At 66.1% G+C, this 20,659-nt stretch carries 21 protein-coding genes; 13 read left to right on the top strand and 8 right to left on the bottom strand.

Annotation, left to right across the window (positions count from 1 at the left end; genetic code table 11):
- The first annotated feature begins 47 nt into the window (after window positions 1-47).
- The 4 genes from carB to LX81_RS00290 all read left to right on the top strand — a co-directional run bounded on the left by carB (window position 48) and on the right by LX81_RS00290 (window position 5,364).
- Complete coding sequence (gene carB / locus LX81_RS00305) at window positions 48-3,392, top strand: carbamoyl-phosphate synthase large subunit (RefSeq protein ID WP_111535295.1); 3,345 nt, start codon at window positions 48-50, stop codon at window positions 3,390-3,392.
- 6 nt (window positions 3,393-3,398) lie between these two features.
- Complete coding sequence (locus tag LX81_RS00300; RefSeq protein ID WP_111535294.1) at window positions 3,399-3,962, top strand: hypothetical protein; 564 nt, start codon at window positions 3,399-3,401, stop codon at window positions 3,960-3,962.
- 93 nt (window positions 3,963-4,055) lie between these two features.
- A complete protein-coding gene (locus tag LX81_RS00295; RefSeq protein ID WP_111535293.1) occupies window positions 4,056-4,325 on the top strand; it encodes a hypothetical protein in 270 nt (89 codons plus the stop codon).
- Between the two features lie 460 nt (window positions 4,326-4,785).
- Window positions 4,786-5,364: a thymidine kinase gene (locus LX81_RS00290; RefSeq protein WP_111535292.1), complete on the top strand. Its 579-nt coding sequence runs from the start codon at window positions 4,786-4,788 to the stop codon at window positions 5,362-5,364.
- Window positions 5,365-5,392: 28 nt separating this feature from the next.
- On the opposite strand, the gene LX81_RS00285 is transcribed toward LX81_RS00290, so the two are convergent.
- The 4 genes from LX81_RS00285 to mscL all read right to left on the bottom strand — a co-directional run bounded on the left by LX81_RS00285 (window position 5,393) and on the right by mscL (window position 8,015).
- Window positions 5,393-5,728: a tRNA-binding protein gene (locus tag LX81_RS00285; protein WP_111535291.1), complete on the bottom strand. Its 336-nt coding sequence runs from the start codon at window positions 5,726-5,728 to the stop codon at window positions 5,393-5,395.
- Window positions 5,725-6,537, bottom strand: a complete 813-nt coding sequence (proC, locus tag LX81_RS00280) for a pyrroline-5-carboxylate reductase (protein ID WP_111535290.1) — start codon at window positions 6,535-6,537, stop codon at window positions 5,725-5,727. The genes LX81_RS00285 and proC overlap by 4 nt, the downstream gene beginning before the upstream one ends.
- A gap of 65 nt (window positions 6,538-6,602) precedes the next feature.
- A complete protein-coding gene (gene trhA, locus LX81_RS00275; RefSeq protein ID WP_111535289.1) occupies window positions 6,603-7,280 on the bottom strand; it encodes a PAQR family membrane homeostasis protein TrhA in 678 nt (225 codons plus the stop codon).
- A gap of 342 nt (window positions 7,281-7,622) precedes the next feature.
- The gene (gene mscL / locus LX81_RS00270) at window positions 7,623-8,015 is read right to left on the bottom strand and encodes a large conductance mechanosensitive channel protein MscL (RefSeq protein WP_111535288.1); all 393 of its coding nucleotides are present in this window, start codon (window positions 8,013-8,015) and stop codon (window positions 7,623-7,625) included.
- A gap of 231 nt (window positions 8,016-8,246) precedes the next feature.
- Here mscL and LX81_RS00265 point away from each other — a divergent pair, with 231 nt between their 5' ends.
- The 6 genes from LX81_RS00265 to LX81_RS00240 all read left to right on the top strand — a co-directional run bounded on the left by LX81_RS00265 (window position 8,247) and on the right by LX81_RS00240 (window position 15,100).
- Window positions 8,247-9,191, top strand: coding sequence for a sugar-binding transcriptional regulator (locus LX81_RS00265; RefSeq protein WP_111535287.1), 945 nt, complete (start codon window positions 8,247-8,249; stop codon window positions 9,189-9,191).
- A 106-nt stretch (window positions 9,192-9,297) separates the two neighbouring features.
- On the top strand, window positions 9,298-10,629 hold the full coding sequence (locus LX81_RS00260; protein WP_111535286.1) for an ABC transporter substrate-binding protein: 1,332 nt from the start codon (window positions 9,298-9,300) through the stop codon (window positions 10,627-10,629).
- A gap of 96 nt (window positions 10,630-10,725) precedes the next feature.
- Complete coding sequence (locus LX81_RS00255; RefSeq protein WP_111535285.1) at window positions 10,726-11,598, top strand: carbohydrate ABC transporter permease; 873 nt, start codon at window positions 10,726-10,728, stop codon at window positions 11,596-11,598.
- A gap of 143 nt (window positions 11,599-11,741) precedes the next feature.
- A complete protein-coding gene (locus LX81_RS00250; RefSeq protein ID WP_111535284.1) occupies window positions 11,742-12,572 on the top strand; it encodes a carbohydrate ABC transporter permease in 831 nt (276 codons plus the stop codon).
- Window positions 12,573-12,583: 11 nt separating this feature from the next.
- Window positions 12,584-13,588 carry an ABC transporter ATP-binding protein gene (locus LX81_RS00245; protein WP_111535283.1) on the top strand — a complete coding sequence of 335 codons (1,005 nt, stop codon included), beginning with the start codon at window positions 12,584-12,586 and terminating at the stop codon, window positions 13,586-13,588.
- A gap of 36 nt (window positions 13,589-13,624) precedes the next feature.
- Complete coding sequence (locus tag LX81_RS00240; RefSeq protein WP_111535282.1) at window positions 13,625-15,100, top strand: mannitol dehydrogenase family protein; 1,476 nt, start codon at window positions 13,625-13,627, stop codon at window positions 15,098-15,100.
- 16 nt (window positions 15,101-15,116) lie between these two features.
- On the opposite strand, the gene LX81_RS00235 is transcribed toward LX81_RS00240, so the two are convergent.
- Together LX81_RS00235 and LX81_RS00230 are read right to left on the bottom strand one after the other, a co-directional pair.
- The gene (locus tag LX81_RS00235; protein ID WP_111535281.1) at window positions 15,117-16,079 is read right to left on the bottom strand and encodes an acetyl-CoA carboxylase carboxyltransferase subunit alpha; all 963 of its coding nucleotides are present in this window, start codon (window positions 16,077-16,079) and stop codon (window positions 15,117-15,119) included.
- Window positions 16,080-16,174: 95 nt separating this feature from the next.
- Window positions 16,175-17,131: an L-malyl-CoA/beta-methylmalyl-CoA lyase gene (locus tag LX81_RS00230; RefSeq protein WP_111535280.1), complete on the bottom strand. Its 957-nt coding sequence runs from the start codon at window positions 17,129-17,131 to the stop codon at window positions 16,175-16,177.
- A gap of 210 nt (window positions 17,132-17,341) precedes the next feature.
- Here LX81_RS00230 and LX81_RS00225 point away from each other — a divergent pair, with 210 nt between their 5' ends.
- Window positions 17,342-18,199 (top strand): D-amino-acid transaminase, encoded by an 858-nt coding sequence (locus LX81_RS00225; RefSeq protein WP_111535279.1) that lies wholly within the window; start codon window positions 17,342-17,344, stop codon window positions 18,197-18,199.
- Between the two features lie 3 nt (window positions 18,200-18,202).
- On the opposite strand, the gene LX81_RS00220 is transcribed toward LX81_RS00225, so the two are convergent.
- A complete protein-coding gene (locus LX81_RS00220) occupies window positions 18,203-18,457 on the bottom strand; it encodes a hypothetical protein (RefSeq protein ID WP_111535278.1) in 255 nt (84 codons plus the stop codon).
- Between the two features lies 1 nt (window position 18,458).
- Window positions 18,459-18,755, bottom strand: a complete 297-nt coding sequence (locus LX81_RS00215; RefSeq protein ID WP_111535277.1) for a DUF1244 domain-containing protein — start codon at window positions 18,753-18,755, stop codon at window positions 18,459-18,461.
- A gap of 132 nt (window positions 18,756-18,887) precedes the next feature.
- On the opposite strand from LX81_RS00215, the gene pyk reads away from it, so the two are divergent.
- Window positions 18,888-20,333, top strand: coding sequence for a pyruvate kinase (gene pyk, locus LX81_RS00210; RefSeq protein ID WP_111535276.1), 1,446 nt, complete (start codon window positions 18,888-18,890; stop codon window positions 20,331-20,333).
- Window positions 20,334-20,454: 121 nt separating this feature from the next.
- The gene (gene rpmI, locus LX81_RS00205; RefSeq protein WP_111535275.1) at window positions 20,455-20,655 is read left to right on the top strand and encodes a 50S ribosomal protein L35; all 201 of its coding nucleotides are present in this window, start codon (window positions 20,455-20,457) and stop codon (window positions 20,653-20,655) included.
- The last annotated feature ends 4 nt before the right edge of the window (window positions 20,656-20,659 follow it).

The following is a 20,659-nucleotide window of genomic DNA, read 5'->3' as shown; positions in this document are numbered from 1 at the left end:
GCGCGGACCCATGTCTATAACCCCGGGCGATTTGCCCGGGGGACATCATGCCGAAGCGTACCGACATCCGTTCGATCATGATCATCGGCGCCGGGCCGATCATCATCGGGCAGGCCTGCGAGTTCGACTATTCCGGCGCGCAGGCGTGCAAGGCGCTGAAGGAGGAAGGCTACCGCGTCATCCTCGTCAATTCGAACCCGGCCACGATCATGACCGATCCGGGCCTCGCCGACGCCACCTATATCGAGCCGATCACGCCCGAGATCGTCGCCAAGATCGTCGCCAAGGAAAAGCCCGACGCGCTCCTGCCCACGATGGGCGGACAGACCGCGCTCAACACCGCGCTCAAGCTCGAGGAGATGGGCGTCCTCGCCGAGCACGGGGTGCAGATGATCGGCGCGCGCCGCGAGGCGATCGAGATGGCGGAGGACCGCAAGCTCTTCCGCGAGGCGATGGAGCGGATCGGGCTCGAGAACCCCAAGGCCACCATCGCGGAGACGATGGACGAATGCATGGCCGCGCTCGAGCATGTCGGCCTGCCCGCGATCATCCGCCCCGCCTACACGCTCGGGGGCACCGGCGGCGGCGTGGCCTATAACCGTGATGACTATGCCCGCATCTGCAAGTCCGGCCTCGACGCCTCGCCCGTGAGCCAGATCCTCATCGACGAGAGCCTTCTCGGCTGGAAGGAATACGAGATGGAGGTCGTGCGCGACCGCGCCGACAACGCCATCATCGTCTGCGCCATCGAGAACGTCGACCCGATGGGCGTGCATACGGGCGATTCGATCACCGTCGCCCCGGCGCTGACGCTGACGGACAAGGAATACCAGATGATGCGCTCGGCCTCGATCGCGGTCCTGCGCGAGATCGGGGTGGAGACGGGCGGCTCGAACGTGCAATGGGCCGTGAACCCCGAGGACGGCCGCATGGTCGTGATCGAGATGAACCCCCGCGTCTCGCGCTCCTCCGCGCTCGCGTCCAAGGCCACCGGCTTCCCGATCGCCAAGATCGCCGCGAAGCTCGCCGTGGGCTACACGCTCGACGAGCTCGACAACGACATCACCGGCGTCACCCCCGCCTCCTTCGAGCCCTCGATCGACTACGTAGTCACCAAGATCCCGCGCTTCGCCTTCGAGAAGTTCCCGGGCGCCAAGGCAGAGCTTACCACCGCGATGAAATCTGTGGGCGAGGTGATGGCGATCGGCCGCACGATCCACGAATCGCTGCAAAAGGCCCTCGCCGGGCTCGAGACGGGTCTTTCGGGCTTCGACGAGATCGCCATTCCGGGCCTCGCCAGGGACGACGCCCCCGCCGGAGCCCCGGCGCAGACGACGCTCTCCTCCGCAGACCGCGCCGCCATCACCGCGGCGCTCGCGAGCCAGAGCCCCGACCGGATCCGAGTCATCGCGCAGGCCATGCGGCACGGGCTCACCGACGACGACATCAACGCCATCACCCATTACGATCCGTGGTTCCTCGCCCGCATCCGCGAGATCGTGGAGGCGGAGGCCCGGATCCGCGAGACCGGCCTGCCCACGGACGCGGACGAGCTGCGCGCGCTCAAGATGATGGGCTTCACCGATGCGCGCCTCGCCACGCTCACCGGCCGGGCGGAGACGGAGATTCGCCGCGCCCGCCACCAGAAGGGCGTCACCGCCGTCTTCAAGCGCATCGACACCTGCGCCGCGGAGTTCGAGGCGCAGACGCCCTACATGTACTCCACCTACGAGCATCCGGTGATGGGCGAGGTCGAGGACGAGGCGCGGCCCAGCGCGGCGAAGAAGGTCGTCATCCTCGGCGGCGGTCCGAACCGGATCGGCCAGGGGATCGAGTTCGACTATTGCTGCTGTCACGCCTGCTTCGCGCTCTCGGGCGCGGGCTACGAGACGATCATGGTCAATTGCAATCCCGAGACCGTCTCCACCGATTACGACACCTCCGACCGCCTCTATTTCGAGCCGCTGACCTTCGAGCACGTGATGGAGATCCTGCGCGTCGAGCAGGAGAACGGCACGCTGCACGGCGTCATCGTCCAGTTCGGCGGCCAGACGCCCCTGAAGATCGCGGCCGACCTCGCGGCGGCGGGGATCCCGATCCTCGGCACCTCGCCCGACGCGATCGACCTCGCGGAGGATCGCGAGCGGTTCCAGGCGATGCTGAACGAGCTCGGCCTGCGCCAGCCGAAGAACGGCCTCGCCCGCTCCGACGAGGAGGCGCTCGCGATAGCGGGCGAGGTGGGCTACCCGCTCGTCATCCGCCCCTCCTACGTCCTCGGCGGCCGCGCGATGGAGATCGTGCGCGACGAGGATCACCTCAAGCGCTACATCCGCGACGCGGTGGACGTGTCGGGCAAGAACCCCGTCCTTCTCGACAGCTACCTCTCGGGCGCGGTGGAAGTGGACGTGGACGCGCTCTCGGACGGCAGGTCGGTCCATATCGCGGGCGTCATGCAACATATCGAGGAGGCGGGCGTCCATTCCGGCGACAGCGCCTGCTCGCTGCCGCCCTACACGCTCGACGCGGAGCTCGTGGCCGAGATGGAACGGCAGGCGGAGGCGATGGCGCTTAAGCTGGGCGTCGTGGGCCTGATGAACGTGCAGTTCGCGATCAAGGACAACGAGATCTACGTCCTCGAGGTGAACCCCCGCGCGAGCCGCACCGTGCCCTTCGTAGCCAAGGCCACCGACAGCGCCATCGCGTCGATCGCGGCACGTCTCATGGCGGGCGAGACGCTCGCCGATTTCCCAAGCCGCGATCCCTATCCCGACGGGACCGGTCCGGGGGAGACGGTGCCGATCGCCGATCCGATGACGCTCGCCGATCCGCACATGCCCTGGTTCTCGGTCAAGGAATCCGTCCTGCCCTTCGCGCGCTTCCCCGGCGTCGACACGCTCCTCGGCCCCGAGATGCGATCGACGGGCGAGGTCATGGGCTGGGACCGCGACTTCCCCACGGCCTTCCTCAAGGCACAGATGGGCGCGGGCGTGGATCTTCCCGACGAGGGCACGGTGTTCCTGTCGATCAAGGATGCCGACAAGACGCCGGAGCTTCTCGAGACGGCGCGGCTCCTCACCGAGCTCGGCTTCGAGATCATGGCCACGAGCGGCACGGCGTCCTTCCTCGCGGAGGCGGGCATCGACTCGCGCAAGGTCAACAAGGTCTACGAGGGCGGGCGCACGATCGTCGACATCATCAAGGACGGGGACATCGCGCTCGTCATGAACACCACCGAGGGCGCGCAGGCGGTGGAGGACAGCCGCTCGCTCCGCGCCGTGGCGCTCACCGACCGCATCCCCTACTACACCACCCTCGCCGGCTGCCACGCCGCCACGCGGGCCGTCGCGGCACGGCGCGACGGGGAGATCGAGGTCCGAAGCTTGCAGGGATAGGGTCGGATGGACGTGCGGCGCTTCCTCGAGCTCGAGTTCCAGGCCGTCAGGCAGCTCTATGACGGGGAGAAGTCGCGGCGGGAGACGGTCCGCACCTCCCTCGCCATCCCCTTCGCCGCCGTGGCCTTCATAGTCTCCTCGATGGGAACACTCGTCCGCGTCGCGCGCGCCGATACCCTGCCGGAGCCCACGACCCCGGTCGAATGGCTCTCGGTCGGCTCGGCCGTGCTCGCGATCGCCCTCCTCGTCTATGCCCTCTCGCTGATCTGGCGGATCGACTATGCCGCCAACGACACCGACGGCGTGCTGCTCGACCTCTCGAGCCAGGCCGCGTCGGCCGAACGGGAGCTCGCCGAGGCCATCCCCGACCCCGAAAGGCGCCAGGCGGAGGCGGAGATCGCGGCGATCCGCGGCGCGATCCGGGCCTATGGCGCCTCCCTCTTCAATCTCAGGGCCAGCAACGACGCCAATCTCGCCCTCCAGGGCCGCGTCCTGCGCGCGCTCCTGCTCTGCGTGGGCGCGACGGTTCTCGCCGTCGGCTTGGCGCTTGGGGATGCGATCCTATATTGACATCAGGGGATCCGGCAGGGACCGGCTCGCGCGGAATCGTTGCACGACGGCATCGTTTGCGCTACGCTCGGTGAACCGAGAAGGGGAGATACGATGTATTCTGTCACGTCCGGCCCGATCTCTGGCACCCGCATCATGCCGATGAGCGTCACCGACCTCACGGGGCTGAGCCCACGAGAACAGGGCGACCGCCTGTCGGACGTCCAGGCGGAGATCGACAGGATCGTCGGCAGCTGGAACGGACGAGGTTTCGACGCGGAGACCTCCACGCGCTTCGCCCTACTCATCGCCGAGAAGCGCAAGCTCGAGATGGCCCGCGCCGCCCAGATCGACCCGGAAATCGCCTTCCGCCACGCCGGCTGATCGCAGCCCTTACTTTTCTACCAAATCTCTTTCGCGCCCCCACGGCAAGCCGGATGACCGGCCCGACCGTCCGAGGGCAGGACGCCCGCTCCGGAACATGCCCCGGACCTCCGCGCCACCCCCAGCTTCCTCCCCTCTCCGTCGACCCCCGACCGATCGCGCCCGTCCGGCCCGATGCGCACTTCGCCGTTCGCGACGAACCCGGTGAAGGCACCTCGCGGCCCGACGCGTTTCCGACCGACCCACCCTCGCGAACGTTGCGTCTCCCGGCCATCGTATGACGATCGGCAGACGTTCCGTGCACGACGTATGTACGTCCGGCACCGGAAGTCCGACGCGGGGTGCACGTGCGCTGCACGGCCCGTGCACGCCTGCCGCACGCCCGGTGTACGTTCGCTGCACGTACCGTGTACGCCCGGTGTACGCTTGATCCGCCCCGCGCCGGACGCTACCGCGTGCCATGGCCAAGCTCTACTTCCACTACTCGACGATGAACGCGGGCAAGTCGACGCTGCTCCTGCAGGCTTCGCACAATTACCGCGAACGCGGCATGGAGACCCGCCTCCTGACCGCCGCCCTAGATGCCCGCGCGGGTCCGGGCCGCATCGGATCGCGCATCGGCATCGGCGCCCCCGCCGACACGTTCACCGAAGGCGACGACCTTTTTGGCCTTCTCGAACAATGGCTTGCGGAAGGCCCCGTGGCCTGCCTCTTCGTCGACGAGGCGCAGTTCCTGACCGAGGCGCAGGTATGGCAGCTCGCCCGCGCGGTCGATGACCTGAACGTGCCCGTCATGTGCTACGGCCTCCGGGTCGACTTCATGGGCAAGCTCTTCCCCGGCTCCGCCTCCCTCCTCGCCTGGGCCGACGAGATCCGCGAGGTCCGCACCATCTGCCATTGCGGCCGAAAGGCCACGATGGTCGTCCGCCAGGACGAATCCGGCCAGGTCCTGACCGAAGGCGCCCAGATCCAGATCGGCGGAAACGAGACCTATATCTCGCTCTGTCGGCGCCATTGGCGGGAGAAGATGGGGCAGTGATTCCAGCGGCTTGCTGGATCGGACCGGTCTAGAAGAGCCGCCCCCCGAGCGGCACGTCCTGGTCGGGCCCGATCAGCACCACCTCCCCGTCCGCGTCCGGCACGCCCAGGACCAGCACCTCCGACAGGACCTTGCCGATCTGGCGCGGCGGAAAGTTCACCACTGCCAGTACCTGCCGCCCCACGAGCTCCTCGGGCGCGTAATGCGCCGTGATCTGCGCGCTCGACCGTTTCTCGCCGAGCTCGCCGCCGAAATCGACCCAGAGCCGGATCGCGGGCTTGCGAGCCTCGGGGAACGGCTCCGCACGGGTGATCCGTCCGACCCGGATGTCAAGCTTCTGAAAATCCTCGATCGACGCACTCATCGCCCGAGCTCCCGCGCCCGTGCCGCCGCCGCCGCGACGGTCTTCCGGATCAGGGGCGGCAGCCCGGTCTCCATGTCCATCAGGACGTCGAGCCCGGCTTTCGTCGTCCCGCCGGGAGAGGTCACGTCGCGACGCAGTTCCTCGGGAGATTTCGGACTGTTTTCCGCAAGTTGCCCGGCACCACCGACCGTAGCCTTCGCGAGCCGCATGGCCAGTTCGGGCGGCAAGCCCTCGGCCTCACCCGCCTTCGCGAGGCAATCGATGAGGTGGAAGACGTAGGCCGGACCGGAGCCCGAGACACCTGTGACGGCATCCATCTGATCCTCCGTCTCGAGCCTCACCGTCTGTCCGACCGCGGACAGCAACGTCTCGGCAAGGTCGAGCGCGGGCGCCCCTTCGGCGTTCGCGGCAAGCGCCGTGATCCCGCGGCCGATCGCGGCCGGCGTGTTGGGCATGGCGCGGATCACCGGTGTCCCGTCACCCAGCATCCGCTCGTAGCGTTCGATCGTCGTCCCCGCCGCGACGGAGAGAAACACCGTCCCCCCACCGCCGAGCGTCTTCACCTGCGGCAGCGCATCTTCCATCATCTGCGGCTTCACGGCGACGAGGACGAGCGCAGGACGTTCGGGCAGATCGGCGTTCAGGTTCAAACCGTCGATCGAGCGCAGCCAGTCCGACGGCTGCGGGTCGATGACCCAGACGTCACGTGGCTCCAGAGCCCCCTTCAGCCACCCTTCGAGCATCGCGGAGCCCATCTTTCCGCATCCGAGGAGGACGAGCCCCCTTTCGCGCAGGTCGTTCACGTTCATGCCGTTCTCCCGGTATCGTCCTTCCGACGAGTACGCGGGTTGTCCGGGGATTGGCAATCAGGCGATCAGACCTCGATCAGGACCTCAAGCAGGATCGCGCAGTAGAGAAGCGCGGTCGCGACGAGCACGAAGACGTGCCAGATCGTCGTGTGATAGGGCAGCGTCTCCCACAGGAAGAAGACGACACCCATCGTGTAGAGCAGCCCTCCGATCAGGACGAGCCACCATGCCGCCGGAGAAAGCGCGGCGATGATCGGAGCGCCGGCCCAGACACCGATCCACCCCATTCCGAGATAGAGCGCGAGCCCCGTCCATCGCATGCCGTCGGGGGCGATGATCTTCAGGGATGTGCCGCCGAGCGCCGCGCCCCATAGCCCGGCGAGGAGCGGGAAGCCCGCCATGCCCGTGAGCGCGATGAGCGGCGTGAAGGTGGCCGCGATCTTGAGGTAGATCGCGGAGTGATCCATCCGCTTGAAGATCGGGGTCCAGCGCCCACCGTGAGTGATGTTGTAGAGGGCGGAACAGCCGAGCATACCGACGAGACAGGCACCATAAACCGAGATCGCGGTGACGGACGCCCAATCCCCCCGCCTCACGACCGAGAGCGCGATCAGCGTCGGGACGGCCCCGACCGCCAGGAGCAAACCGAGATAGTGCACGATGGCGTCCGACCGCCGCTCCGCGGCGCTGGCGATCCCCTTGGGCGTGGGGCGGGTCGTGGCGAGGTTTCCATGACTGTCCATAGATCGAAAGTATCGTCGATCTTCTGTCAAAGAAGTCTTGAAACCACCGTGCGGCGCTCCGCTCGAAAAAAATCTTGGTGATCGCCAGTCCCCCGGATTTGACGATCACCGGAGATCGTCGTCCTTGGCGATCTGCTGCGGCAATTTCCTCCTGTTAATGGTCGGTTAGGAAATCAGTTGTGCCGAACGCACTTGGGCGGCGCATCCTGCCTTCGAATAGCGCACGAAACCGGCTTTCAGTACAATTCTGAAACAGTGTGACCGTGTGGCGCGGATCGTCCCGTACAGAAGCCGGGCGCCGTCGAAGCGCCCGGATGAATTCACACACCGTCGTCGCGGAACTCACTTGAGCGGGCGTTCGACGAGCGCATCCCGGATGTCCATGAGGAGGTCCTTCTCCGACGGCCCCGTGGGGACCTCGGGCGCCACGTCGTCGTCGCGGATCGCAGCGGACTTGATCCGGTTCACCGCCTTGACGAGGAGAAAGACCACGAAGGCGATGATCAGGAAATTTATGATCGCGGTGATGAAGTTGCCATACATGAACTGCGCATCACCGACGCCGACGCTGAGGCCGGAGAAGTCGAGGCCGCCCACGAAAAGACCGATCAACGGGTTTATCAGATCCTCCACCAGAGAAGTCACGATGGCGGTGAACGCCGCGCCGATGATGATCCCCACGGCCAAGTCCATCACGTTGCCCTTGGCGATGAAGTCACGAAATTCACTGAGCATCCTGTTCCCTCGCTCCTGTCAGACCCCGGTCGTTCACCGGAACACCGTGTCCCTAGCATGACCATGGCGCATCCCGCATCCGATCTCGGCTGATCGGCCGACCTCGTGGGTTGTCGAATGCAGGCGGGGACCATCGCGAATTCTCCGATCCTTTGACAGACAGACCGATTTCCAGAATGCTCTTGCGATCGACGGGCAACCGTCCTGCTTGCCCGGGGGGAGACGAGGCACGTGAATACCAGCAGCAGGCTCGACGATGCGGCCCGTGCCGGCTGGCTCTATTACGTGGCCGGCAACACACAGGACGAGATCGCCCGCAAGCTCGGCGTGTCGCGGCAGAGCGCACAGCGGCTCGTTTCCCTCGCGGTGAGCGAGAAGCTCGTGAAGGTCCACCTCGATCATCCGATCGCGAACTGCATGGAACTCATGGCGCGACTGCAGGATCGTTTCGGCCTTGTCGTCTGCGAAGTCGTGCCGAGCGATCCCGGCTCGCCGCTGCTGCTCAACGGGATCGCGATCGCCGGGGCGATGGAGATGCAGCGTCACCTGAAATCGCGCAATCCAAAGGTTCTGGCACTTGGGACGGGACGCACGCTGCGTGCCGCGGTCGAGCAGATCCCGGTCATGGATTGTCCGCATCATAAGATCGTCTCTCTTCTCGGCAACATGATGCAGGATGGCTCGGCCACGCCCTACAACGTCGTCATCCGCCTTGCCGAACGCGTGGGCGCGCGGCATTTTCCGATGCCCCTGCCAGTCTATGCCTCCAGCGCCGAGGAGCTCGCCTCTCTCAATGCGCAGACGCCGGTGCGCCATATTCTTCAGCTCTGCCACGAGAGCAACGTGCGCATGGTCGGCTTGGGCAGCATGGACATGACGGCACCACTCCACGTCGACGGTTTCATCGACCGCCCCGAAATGGAACGGTTGCAGGCATGTGGCGCGGTGGGCGAGATCACGAGCCGTGTCTTCGACCGCGAGGGCCGCATTCTCGACAGCGCGCGCAACGCCCTGTCGACGAGCGCCCCGCTCGAACATACCGCGGACAGGCCGGTCATCGGCCTCGCGGCGGGTCCGGGCAAGGTCGCGGCAATCGCAGGCGCCCTCCGGGGAGCGCTGATCAACGGTCTCATCACCGACGAGGCGACGGCCCGTTCCGTCCTTAACGCAATCTGATGGCAACTTCGACCGGCAGAACTTGGCTCTTGAAAAAGACGCATTCTTTCGCGAATATATGCCCACGCGAAATACAAATGCCCACCGTGGCATTGGGAGGACATCAATGAAGACGCTTACTCGCGCCCTTCTGGGCGCGTCGGCCCTTTGCACCGTATCCCTTGCGGCGCAGGCGCAGTCGGACGACCCCGTCACGCTCACCATCGCCACCGTGAACAACGGCGACATGGTCCGCATGCAGGGATTGACCGGTGCCTTTACCGAAGCGCATCCGAACATCACGCTGCAATGGGTGACCCTCGAGGAGAACGAACTCCGCCGCCGCGTGACGACGGATATCGCCACCGGCAGCGGTCAGTTCGACGTTCTGACGATCGGGAACTACGAAGTGCCGATCTGGGGCAAGCAGGATTGGCTGGCGCCGCTCGACGAGCTTCCGGAAGGCTATGACACCGACGATCTGCTGCCGTCGATCCGGCAGGCGCTGACCGTCGACGACACGCTCTACGCCCTGCCCTTCTACGGCGAATCGGCGATGGTCATGTACCGCACCGATCTGGTCGAGGAAGCGGGCGTGACGATCCCCGACCAGCCGACATGGTCCGACATCATGACCGCCGCCGAGGCGATGACGAACGAGGCGGAGCAGACCTACGGGATCTGCCTGCGCGGCAAGCCCGGCTGGGGCGAGAACATGGCCTTCCTGACGGCCATGGCCAATTCCTACGGCGCACGCTGGTTCGACATGGACTGGCGCCCGCAATTCGACAGCCCCGAATGGCAGTCGGCGACGAACGACTACCTCACGATGCTGAACGAATACGGGCCTCCGGGCGCGGCCGCGAACGGCTTCAATGAAAATCTCTCGCTGTTCCAGCAGGGCCGCTGCGGCATCTGGATCGACGCCACCGTCGCCGCGAGCTTCGTCACCGATCCCGACGAATCGACCGTCGCTGAGAATGTCGGCTTCGCGCAATTCCCCAACAAGGAAGGCGTCGACAACCACGGCAACTGGCTCTGGTCCTGGAACCTCGCGATCCCGGCCTCGTCGGATTCCGTCGACGCGGCGAAGGAGTTCGTCGCTTGGGCCACGTCCAAGGAATATACCGAGATCGTGGCAGAGGAGCAGGGCTGGCGCGCGGCGCCTCCGGGTACGCGCACCTCGCTCTACGAGAACCAGGAATACATCGACGCCGCACCCTTCGCGGAGATGACCCTGACCTCGATGGAGGCGGCCGACACGCAGAACTCCTCCGTCCAGGAAGTGCCCTATACCGGCGGCCAGTTCGTCGCGATCCCCGAATTCCAGGGTATCGGGACGGCGGTCGGACAGGCGATCTCCGCAGCGCTCGCCGGCCAGTCGACCGCCGAGCAGGCCCTCTCGCAGGCCCAGAGCATCACCGAGCGGGAGATGCAGCGCGCCGGCTACATGGACTGATCCGGTTGGGGCGGCCCGTCGCGGCCGCCCCTACTCACGACGGCGGAGATCCGGACCAGACTTCGGCGTCGAACACCACCTCGGGGGGAGGCAAGCATGGCCACGCAACATTCCCGTGCCGCGGCACGATTCATGATCGCGCCTTCGGTGATCGTCCTGCTCCTCTGGATGGCCGTGCCGCTCGCGCTGACGCTCTACTTCTCGTTCCTGCGCTACAACCTCCTCATGCCGGGCGAGAACCCCTTCGTGGGCTGGGAGAACTACAGCTACTTCCTGACCGACCCCGCGTTCCAGACGGCGATCGTGAACACACTGATCCTAGTTCTCGGCGTGCTCTTCATCACGGTCCTTGGGGGGATCGGTCTCGCCGTCCTGCTCGATCAGCCGATGTGGGGCACGGGGATCGTGCGGATCATGGTGATCTCGCCCTTCTTCGTCATGCCCACCGTCTCGGCACTTGTCTGGAAGAACATGTTCATGAACCCCGTGAACGGTCTCTTCGCCTTCCTCGCGGGCACCTTCGGGATGGCGCCCTTCGACTTTCTGACGCAGGCTCCGCTCGCCTCCATCGTGGGCATCGTGTCGTGGCAATGGCTGCCCTTCGCCACGCTCATCCTGCTCACCGCCATGCAATCGCTCGACAGTGAACAGCTCGAGGCCGCGGAGATGGACGGCGCGAGCGCGTGGAGCCGGTTCTGGTACATCAAGCTGCCGCACCTCGCGCGCGCGATCACCGTGGTCGTCCTGATCCAGACGATCTTCCTCCTGTCGATCTTCGCGGAGATCCTGGTGACGACGAATGGCGGTCCCGGCACCGCATCGACGAACCTCACCTACCTCGTCTACGCCGAAAGCCTCCTGCGCTTCGATGTAGGTACCGGCAGCGCGGGCGGCGTGGTGGCGATCATCCTCGCCAATATCGTGGCGATCTTCCTCATGCGGATGATCGGGAAGAATCTCGATGCCTGATCGCGTGCAACGTGCCCCGGACCTGATCCGGGGCCCCTCCGGGCACGGACCGACGGTCCTTGCCCCCGCGAGGTCCCGGGTCGAGCCCGGGACGACCGGGCGCCTGCCGCGGCGTCCCGCAAAAGCCCTTCGGAGGACATGACATGGCCCGTGCCGTTCCCAACAGCCGCAAGGCGATCAACACCGCCGTCGCCTGGACGATCGCGATCCTCATCTTCTTCCCGATCCTCTGGACCGTTCTGACGAGCTTCAAGACCGAGGCTACGGCGATCGCCGATCCGCCCGTCTTCCTGGCCTTCGACTGGACGCTTGAGAACTACACCGCGGTGCAGGAGCGCTCGGACTATTTCCGGCACTTCTGGAACTCCGTGGTGATCTCGCTCGGCTCCACGATCATCGGGCTTATCATCGCGATCCCCGCCGCCTGGGCGATGGCCTTCGTGCCGGGGCGCCAGACCAAGAACGTGCTGATGTGGATGCTGTCGACGAAGATGCTGCCGCCCGTGGGCGTACTCGTCCCGCTCTATCTCATCTTCCGCGACTGGGGGCTGCTCGACACCCGGCTGGGCCTCGTCATCGTGTTGACGCTCATCAACCTGCCGATCATCGTCTGGATGCTCTACACCTATTTCCGCGAAATCCCCGTCGACATCCTAGAAGCGGCGCGGATGGACGGGGCCGGGCTCGCCTCCGAGGTGATCTACGTGCTGACGCCGATGGCGGTGCCGGGTATCGCCTCGACGCTTCTTCTCAACATCATCCTCGCCTGGAACGAGGCATTCTGGACGCTGAACCTGACGGCCGCCAACGCGGCGCCGCTCACCGCCTTCATCGCCAGCTATTCGAGTCCGGAGGGCCTCTTCTACGCCAAGCTCTCCGCCGCATCGACCATGGCGATCGCGCCGATCCTCATCATGGGCTGGTTCTCGCAAAAGCAGCTCGTCCGCGGCCTGACCTTCGGCGCGGTGAAGTAAGGAGACCTCCAATGGGCAATATCACGCTTGAGAAAGTGCAGAAGAAGTTCGGCGAAACGGAGGTCATCCCGCCACTAGACCTCGCCATCGAGGACGGCGAATTCGTCGTCTTCGTCGGGCCCTCGGGCTGCGGCAAGTCCACCCTGCTGCGCCTCATCGCCGGGCTCGAGGACGTGTCGTCGGGCGAGATCCGCATCGACGGCAAGCCCGCCACCGACCTGCCGCCCGCCAAGCGCGGGCTCGCCATGGTGTTCCAGTCCTACGCGCTCTACCCGCACATGAGCGTGCGCAAGAACATCGCGTTCCCGCTGAAGATGGCCGGTCTGAATGCCGAGGAGCAGAACAAGCGCGTGGAGCGTGCGGCCGCGGTGCTGAACCTCACCGACTATCTCGACCGCCGTCCCGGCCAGCTTTCCGGCGGACAGCGCCAGCGCGTCGCGATCGGCCGGTCGATCGTGCGCGAACCTGCCGCGTTCCTCTTCGACGAACCGCTGTCGAACCTCGACGCGGCGCTGCGCGTCGGCATGCGGCTTGAGATTACGGAGCTGCACGAGCGGCTCAAGACCACGATGATCTACGTCACCCACGACCAGGTCGAGGCGATGACGATGGCCGACAAGATCGTGGTCCTGCGTGCGGGTCACGTCGAGCAGGTCGGCTCCCCTCTCGAGCTCTACCGCAACCCGCGCAATCTCTTCGTCGCGGGCTTCATCGGCTCGCCGAAGATGAACCTAATGACGGGAGAGCACGCTGCGCGTCATGACTGCACCACGATCGGCGTCCGGCCCGAACACATGCGCATCGTCGAAGAGGGCGGCACCTTCACCGGCAGGATCATCGTGTCCGAGCATCTGGGCTCGGACACCTTCTTCCACGTCGAGATCCCCGGAATGGACGAGCCCATGACGGTGCGTGCGGATGGCGAGATCGGGCTGCGCCACGGCGATACAATCCATCTCGAGCCGGAAGCGCGCCAGATCCACCGCTTTGACGAGAAGGGCCTTCGCCTAGCCTGAGACCTCGCCGCAACTACCCCTGCAACGGATGACCTGATGACCGAACGCCTTTCGCTTGCCGTTCTCGACAGCCTGCCCGACGATGTCGAGGTGCCCCGCTACGCCCGTGCCGATCTCGCTCAGGGGATCGTCCATGTGGGGCTCGGCAACTTCCACCGCGCTCACATGGCGCTCTACCTGCACGATCTGCTGCAGGAGGGGCGCGACCATGACTGGGCCATCGTGGGTGCCGGCGTGAGACCCGCGGACACGACGATCCGCTCCGATCTCGAGGCGCAGGACTGGCTCACCACGATCGTCGAACTCGATCCGGAGACGGATCGGGCCGTCGTCACCGGCGCGATGATAGACTTCGTTCCGGTGGCCGACGGAAACGGCCCCCTGATCACCCGGATGAGCGATGCCGAAATCCGCATCGTCTCGCTCACCGTGACCGAAGGCGGCTACTACATCGACGCGGCGACGGGAGAGTTCGACCCCGACCATCCCGACATGGTGCACGATGCGGAGCACCCGGATGCGCCGCGGAGCGTCTTCGGCGCGATGATCGCGGCGCTCCGGGCGCGTCGTGAGGCCGGCACCCCGCCCTACACGATCATGTCCTGCGACAACCTGCCGGAGAACGGCCACGTCGCCCGCGCCACCGTGCTTGGACTGGCGAAGAAGATCGACCCCGACCTCGCCGAGTGGATCGGGACGGAAGTGGCCTTTCCTTGCGCGATGGTCGACCGGATCACGCCAGCGACATCCGACCGGGAGCGTCAGATGGTGCGGGATCGGTACGGCTATGCCGACGAGCGGCCGGTGACCTGCGAAAGCTTCCGCCAATGGGTGCTGGAGGATCGCTTCCCGCAGGGCCGCCCGGCCTTCGAGACCGTCGGTGTCACGATGACCGACGACGTCGCGCCGTTCGAGACGATGAAGATCCGCATCCTGAACGGCGGGCACGCGGCGATGGCCTATCCGTCGGCGCTTCTCGATATCCATTTCGTCCACGACGCGGCGGCCCATCCGCTCATCCGCGCTTTCCTCGACAAGATCGAGCACGAGGAGATCATTCCGATCGTGCCGCCCGTCCCCGACACCGATCTCGCGGAATATTACGCGCAGGTCATCGAACGTCTCGAGAATCCGGGCGTGGGCGATACCGTCGCGCGCCTCTGCCTCGACGGGTCCAACCGGCAGCCGAAGTTCATCCTGCCTTCCACCCGTGATCGGCTCGCTCGCGACGAGGGGATCGAGGGGCTTTCCCTCGTCTCCGCGCTCTGGTGCCGCTACCTCCAGGGCAAGAGCGACAGCGGAGCAGAGATCACGATCGACGATCCGATGGCCGAGACACTGCACGACCACGCGGTTCGGGCAAAGGACGATCCGATGGCCTTCCTAGAGATGCGAACGATCTTCGGAAGCCTCGCACGGGAGGAGCGCTTTACGAAGCCTTTCGCCCGGCATCTCCGAGCGCTCGAGAAAGAGGGAACGGAGCGGGTCCTGCGCCGGTACGTCGAAGGCTGAGAGCGCTCTCCGACGCTCAGGCGGCGAGACCCCGATCGCCCATCCGGACGAATTTCTGCCGCCGATCCGTAATCAGCGCCTTCGCGTCCAGCGCGGAGAGTTCGGACAAAAGCGCGATCACCTCCGACGCCACGGCATCGATCGCGACGTCGGGATCGCGCTGCGCGCCGCCATGCGGCTCCTTGATGACGCGGTCGATGACACCGAGCTTCTTCAGGTCCTGTGCCGTCAGACGCAGCGCTTCGGCCGCCTCCCGCATCTTCTCCGCGTCCTTCCAGAGGATCGACGCGCAGCCCTCGGGAGAGATCACCGAGTAGATCGAATGCTCGAGCATCACGACCCGGTTCGCCGTGGCGAAGGCGACGGCCCCGCCCGACCCGCCCTCGCCGATGACGACGGAGACGATAGGGACGCCGAGGCTCAGGCATTTCTGCGTCGAGCGCGCGATGGCCTCCGACTGGCCGCGCTCCTCCGCGCCCTTGCCGGGATAGGCGCCGGGCGTGTCGATGAGGGTCACGAGCGGCATCGAGAAGCGATGCGCCATATCCATGAGCCGGATCGCCTTGCGGTAGCCCTCGGGCCGCGCCATGCCGAAGTTCCGCTCGATCCGGGAACCGGTGTCGTTGCCCTTCTCGTGCCCGATCACGACCACGGGCCGGCCGTCGAGCCGCGCGATCCCGCCCATCACGGCATGATCGTCCGAGAAGGCGCGATCACCGGCGAGCGGCGTGAATTCCGTGAACATCCGCTCGATATAGTCGCGGCAATGCGGCCGGTCGGGATGCCGCGCGACCTGGCATTTCTGCCATGGCGAAAGACCCTTGTAGAGATCGTCGAGCAGGGTCTGCGCCTTCTGGTCGAGCGCGCGCGCCTGATCCTCGACATCCGCCCCGTCCTCGCGGCGCGCCATCGCGCGCAATTCCTCCGCCTTGCCTTCGATCTCGGCGAGCTGCTTTTCGAAGTCGAGGTAATGTGCCATGCGCGCGCGGTCCTCCCCTCAAGCGATCACGCGCACCTCATAGGGCCCCGGCAACGGGCGATGCAAGCGCCTCCCCCGCGCCGGGGCGGTCGCACTCACCCGGCGATCATCTCCGCCTGTCGCACGACAACTTCCGCCTGTCGGATCGAGGCGAGATCGACGAGCCGGCCCTTGTAGACGGCCGCGCCCTGCCCGGTCCGCTTCGCCTCCTCCATCGCCTCGAGGATCTCGCGGGCCTCCGCGACCGCCGCGTCCGATGGCGTGAAGACCTCGTTGGCGAGCGCCACCTGCTTCGGGTGGATCGCCCATTTTCCGACCATCCCGAGCGTTGCGGAGCGGCGGGCCTGCGCGCGGAACCCCTCCTCGTCCGAGAAATCCCCGAACGGCCCGTCGACCGGCAGCACCCCGTGCGTCCTGCAGGCCGCGACGATTGCCGTCTGCGCCCAGTGCCAAGGATCGGACCAGTAGCGCTGCCCCTCTCGCAGCATGTAGTAATTCTCCTGCGTGCCGCCGATCCCCGTCGTCTGCATCCCCATGGAGGCCGCGAAATCCGCGGCGCCGAGGCTCATCGCCTGCATCCTCGGGGAGGCGGCCGCGATCTCCTCGACATGGGCGAGGCCCGCCGCCGTCTCGATGATCACTTCGAGCCCGATCCGCTTGGAACGGCCCTTCGCCGCCTCGATGCCGCTGACGAGCGCATCGACGGCATAGATATCCCCCGCGCAGCCCGCCTTCGGGATCATGATCTGGTCGATCCGCTCCGATCCTTCCTCGAGCAGGTCGACCACGTCACGGTACCAGTAGGGCGTGTCGAGGCCGTTGATCCGCACCGACAGATGCTTGGTGTTCCAGTCAACCTCGTGCGTCGCCGCGATCACGTTCCGGCGCGCCTCAGCCTTGTCGTCGGGGCTGACGCTGTCCTCTAGGTCGAGATTGATGACGTCCGCCGCGCTCGCCGCCATCTTCTCGAAAAGCGCCGGGCGGGAGCCGGGTCCGAAGAGTTGACACCGATTGGGACGGGCGGGTGGTTGCGGCTGGACCCTGAAGGACATGCACTTCCTCGAAATAAAGTTGCTTCTGCGTCGCGCCATTGGGTAGAATATTGCGATGCCACCCGCAAGACCCGGGCGCCATTTCCGGGCTCAAGCCGCAGGACAATGCCGGGCGACCTCGCGCCCCTAGCCATCGCCGGACCGAGGCGGCTTGACCGCGCCCTGTCCGCAGCGCAGACCGGCGGGGCAGAAAAGGAGAAGGCACGCCCCATGTCCCGTACCGTCTACGTCAATGGCGAATATCTCCCCGAGGAGCGCGCCACCGTATCGATCTTCGACCGGGGTTTCCTCTTCGCGGATGCTGTCTACGAGGTGACGAGCGTCCTTGGCGGCAAGCTCATCGATTTCGATGGTCACGCGGCGCGGCTCGACCGCTCGCTCGGGGAACTCGGCATGTCTATGCCGATGGAGGCCGAAGCCTTGCGCGACGTCCATCACAGGCTCGTGGCCGAGAACGGGATCGAGGACGGCTTGATCTATCTTCAGGTCACCCGCGGCGCGGCCGACCGCGACTTCGCCTTTCCCGAAGCGGGTACCGCACAGACCGTCGTGCTCTTCACGCAATCGAAGCCGGGCCTCGCGGACAGCCCCGCGGCGAAGATGGGTCTGAAGGTGATCTCGATCCCCGATGCGCGCTGGGGACGGCGCGACATCAAGACGGTCCAGCTCCTCTATCCGTCGATGGGCAAGATGATGGCGAAGGCCGCGGGTGCGGACGACGCCTGGATGGTCGAGGACGGGCACGTGACGGAGGGGACGTCGAACAACGCCTACATCGTCACTGGCCGCAAGATCGTCACCCGCCAACTCGGCCAGGAGATCCTGCACGGTATCACCCGCGCCGCCGTCCTGAGGATGGCGCGGGAGGCACAGATGGAGGTCGAGGAGCGTTCCTTCACGATCGAAGAGGCGCAGGCGGCTGACGAAGCCTTCATCACCTCCGCGTCGAGCTTCGTCACGCCCGTGGTCGAGATCGACGGAGCGAAGGTCGGCGACGGCACGCCCGGCAAGATCGCTGCACGCCTGCGCGAAATCTATCTCGAGGAAAGCAAGCGCACGGCGAGCTGAGGATCAGTCGCGGTAATCGGGATTGCGCAGGATCGCTTCCGCGCGGCGCCGCACATTGACGTATCCCCGCTCCGAAACGAGTAGGATATGAAGCGCGGAGGCCTGCGCTGTCGTCAGCTCCTCGGGATCGACCCGGATGCCGAAATTCGAGAGGCGCTGTGCCACGCTCGTGGTGAGTTGCGCACTGGGCGCCGCCGCGACGGGCGCCGTGCCGAGCGCCAGGGCGAGAAGCGCCGCGCTCACGATCCGTGATGCCATCTCAGTTCTCCCCATGGCTCGATGCGAAGGCCGCCTGCTGCGACGGCGAGGCCTCTCGCTGGTGGCGGTCGCGCCATTCGTCGTAGGGCATGCCGTAGAATTCCTCGCGTGCCGCGTCCTTGTCCATCGCAATACCGCGCTCTTCCGCGGCCTCCTGGTACCAGCGGCTGAGGCAGTTGCGGCAGAACCCCGCGAGGTTCATCAGATCGATGTTCTGCACGTCCGTGCGCTGCTGCAGATGGTCGCGCAGCCGCCGGAACGCGGCAGCCTCGAGTTCGGTGCGTGTCGCGTCGTCCATGCCGGGCCTCCTTTGCATGACCTTCAGCTGGGTTCGGGCGACCTGAGCGTCAAGGTGCGTCGCGCGGTTGTCAGCCTCCCGGCGTTCCTCCATAACCGACGCTGAGTCCGACGCTAACAGAAGGCAGCGCGCATGAGACGTCTCCGCAAGATCAAGATCGTCGCGACCCTCGGCCCGGCATCGAGCGATTACGAGACGATCCGCGCGCTCTTCGAGGCGGGCGCGGATGTGTTCCGGCTCAACATGTCGCACGGGTCCCACGACGACATCGGCGTCCGGCACGGCATCATCCGGCAGATCGAGAAGGATCTCGGACGGCCGATCGCGATCCTCGCCGACCTGCAGGGACCGAAGCTGCGCGTCGGCGTCTTCGCGAACGGCGAGGAGGAACTCGCGGAGGGCTCCACGTTCCGCCTCGACCTCGACGATGCGGAAGGCGACGCGACCCGCGTACAGCTTCCCCACAAGGAAATCTTCGAGGCGCTTGAGCCGGGATCGAGCCTCCTCGTCAACGACGGCAAGATCCGCCTGCGCGTCCGCGAATGCGGCCCCGATTTCGCCGAATGCGAAGTGATCGTGGGCGGCACGATCTCTAATCGGAAGGGCGTCAACGTGCCCGATGTGGTGCTGCCCCTCGCCGCGCTCTCGGAGAAGGATCGCAAGGATCTGGAATTCGTCTGCCAGCTCGGCGTGGACTGGCTGGCGCTGAGCTTCGTGCAGCGGCCCGCCGACGTCGAGGAGGCACGCGAACTCGCCCGTGGCCGCGCCGCGATCCTGTCGAAGATCGAGAAGCCCTCCGGCGTCGCGCATTTCGACGCGATCCTCGAAGCCTCGGACGGGATCATGGTGGCGCGTGGCGATCTCGGCGTGGAGCTGCCGGTCCAGAACGTGCCGCCGATCCAGAAGCGGCTGGTGCGCAAGTGCCGGGCCGCCGCTAAGCCCGTGATTGTCGCGACGCAGATGCTCGAATCGATGATCGAATCGCCCATGCCCACGCGCGCGGAGGTCTCCGACGTGGCGGCCGCGATCTACGAAGGGGCCGACGCGGTCATGCTGAGTGCGGAATCGGCTGCCGGCGCCTATCCGGTCGAAGCCGTCATGACGATGAACAACGTCGCCATCGAGGTGGAATCCGATCCCACCTATCGGGACGTCATCAATGCGAGCCGCGGCGGCATCAAGGAGACGGTCGCCGATGCCATCGTCTCCGCCGCCCGCGAGATCGCCGAGACGACGAACATCAAGGCCATCTGCTGCTTCTCCCAGACCGGCACCACGGCGGTCCTCGTCGGACGGGAACGGCCGATGGTACCGATCATCGCGCTTACCCCGATGCGTGGCACGGCACGGCGCCTCTGCCTCAGCTGGGGCATGCATTGCGTGACGACGGGCGAGGTCAGCCGCTTCAAGGAGGCGGTGATCAATGCCGCTCGCGCAGCCCGCACCGAGGGTTTCGCCACGGCGGAGGATCAGATCGTGGTGACGGCCGGCGTGCCGTTCGGTCAATCCGGCACCACCAACATCCTGCGGGTCGCGCCCTGCGAGGAGCGGCTGATCTTCGCCACGGATCCGGGCTGACCCGCCCGTTTTACGGGTTGCGCGGGGCGCGCTTGCCCCCTATACGGCCCCTTCCGACGGACGCACCGGCCAATGTGGCATGCCGAGTCGCGTCCGATACCGCCCGACAGAGGAGACGGAAATGCCCAAGATGAAGACGAAGTCGAGCGCCAAGAAGCGTTTCAAGGTGACGGCCACCGGCAAGGTCGTCGGCGGCCAGGCCGGCAAACGGCACGGCATGATCAAGCGGTCGAACGATTTCATCCGCGACGCGCGCGGCACGCAGGTCCTGAGCAAGCCCGACCAGAAGCTTGTGAAGCTCTACATGCCCTACGATCGCTGAAAAG

Origin of the sequence: Palleronia aestuarii (genome assembly GCF_003253995.1) — a bacterium.
GTDB lineage: Bacteria > Pseudomonadota > Alphaproteobacteria > Rhodobacterales > Rhodobacteraceae > Palleronia > Palleronia aestuarii.
Note: the sequence above shows the minus strand (reverse complement) of the source record. Positions and strands in the feature narration are given on the sequence as shown.

What these genes read in the sequence shown, in the direction of transcription:
- LX81_RS00245 (WP_111535283.1), top strand. Translation starts at nt 12,584, where the DNA reads ATGGGCAATATCACGCTTGAGAAAGTGCAGAAGAAGTTCGGCGAAACG.
- LX81_RS00225 (WP_111535279.1), top strand. Translation starts at nt 17,342, where the DNA reads ATGTCCCGTACCGTCTACGTCAATGGCGAATATCTCCCCGAGGAGCGC.
- LX81_RS00235 (WP_111535281.1), bottom strand. Translation starts at nt 16,079, where the DNA reads ATGGCACATTACCTCGACTTCGAAAAGCAGCTCGCCGAGATCGAAGGC.
- LX81_RS00285 (WP_111535291.1), bottom strand. Translation starts at nt 5,728, where the DNA reads ATGAGTGCGTCGATCGAGGATTTTCAGAAGCTTGACATCCGGGTCGGA.
- LX81_RS00240 (WP_111535282.1), top strand. Translation starts at nt 13,625, where the DNA reads ATGACCGAACGCCTTTCGCTTGCCGTTCTCGACAGCCTGCCCGACGAT.
- LX81_RS00220 (WP_111535278.1), bottom strand. Translation starts at nt 18,457, where the DNA reads ATGGCATCACGGATCGTGAGCGCGGCGCTTCTCGCCCTGGCGCTCGGC.
- LX81_RS00295 (WP_111535293.1), top strand. Translation starts at nt 4,056, where the DNA reads ATGTATTCTGTCACGTCCGGCCCGATCTCTGGCACCCGCATCATGCCG.
- pyk (WP_111535276.1), top strand. Translation starts at nt 18,888, where the DNA reads ATGAGACGTCTCCGCAAGATCAAGATCGTCGCGACCCTCGGCCCGGCA.
- carB (WP_111535295.1), top strand. Translation starts at nt 48, where the DNA reads ATGCCGAAGCGTACCGACATCCGTTCGATCATGATCATCGGCGCCGGG.
- LX81_RS00260 (WP_111535286.1), top strand. Translation starts at nt 9,298, where the DNA reads ATGAAGACGCTTACTCGCGCCCTTCTGGGCGCGTCGGCCCTTTGCACC.
- proC (WP_111535290.1), bottom strand. Translation starts at nt 6,537, where the DNA reads ATGAACGTGAACGACCTGCGCGAAAGGGGGCTCGTCCTCCTCGGATGC.
- trhA (WP_111535289.1), bottom strand. Translation starts at nt 7,280, where the DNA reads ATGGACAGTCATGGAAACCTCGCCACGACCCGCCCCACGCCCAAGGGG.
- LX81_RS00215 (WP_111535277.1), bottom strand. Translation starts at nt 18,755, where the DNA reads ATGGACGACGCGACACGCACCGAACTCGAGGCTGCCGCGTTCCGGCGG.
- rpmI (WP_111535275.1), top strand. Translation starts at nt 20,455, where the DNA reads ATGCCCAAGATGAAGACGAAGTCGAGCGCCAAGAAGCGTTTCAAGGTG.
- LX81_RS00290 (WP_111535292.1), top strand. Translation starts at nt 4,786, where the DNA reads ATGGCCAAGCTCTACTTCCACTACTCGACGATGAACGCGGGCAAGTCG.
- LX81_RS00255 (WP_111535285.1), top strand. Translation starts at nt 10,726, where the DNA reads ATGGCCACGCAACATTCCCGTGCCGCGGCACGATTCATGATCGCGCCT.
- mscL (WP_111535288.1), bottom strand. Translation starts at nt 8,015, where the DNA reads ATGCTCAGTGAATTTCGTGACTTCATCGCCAAGGGCAACGTGATGGAC.
- LX81_RS00300 (WP_111535294.1), top strand. Translation starts at nt 3,399, where the DNA reads ATGGACGTGCGGCGCTTCCTCGAGCTCGAGTTCCAGGCCGTCAGGCAG.
- LX81_RS00230 (WP_111535280.1), bottom strand. Translation starts at nt 17,131, where the DNA reads ATGTCCTTCAGGGTCCAGCCGCAACCACCCGCCCGTCCCAATCGGTGT.
- LX81_RS00250 (WP_111535284.1), top strand. Translation starts at nt 11,742, where the DNA reads ATGGCCCGTGCCGTTCCCAACAGCCGCAAGGCGATCAACACCGCCGTC.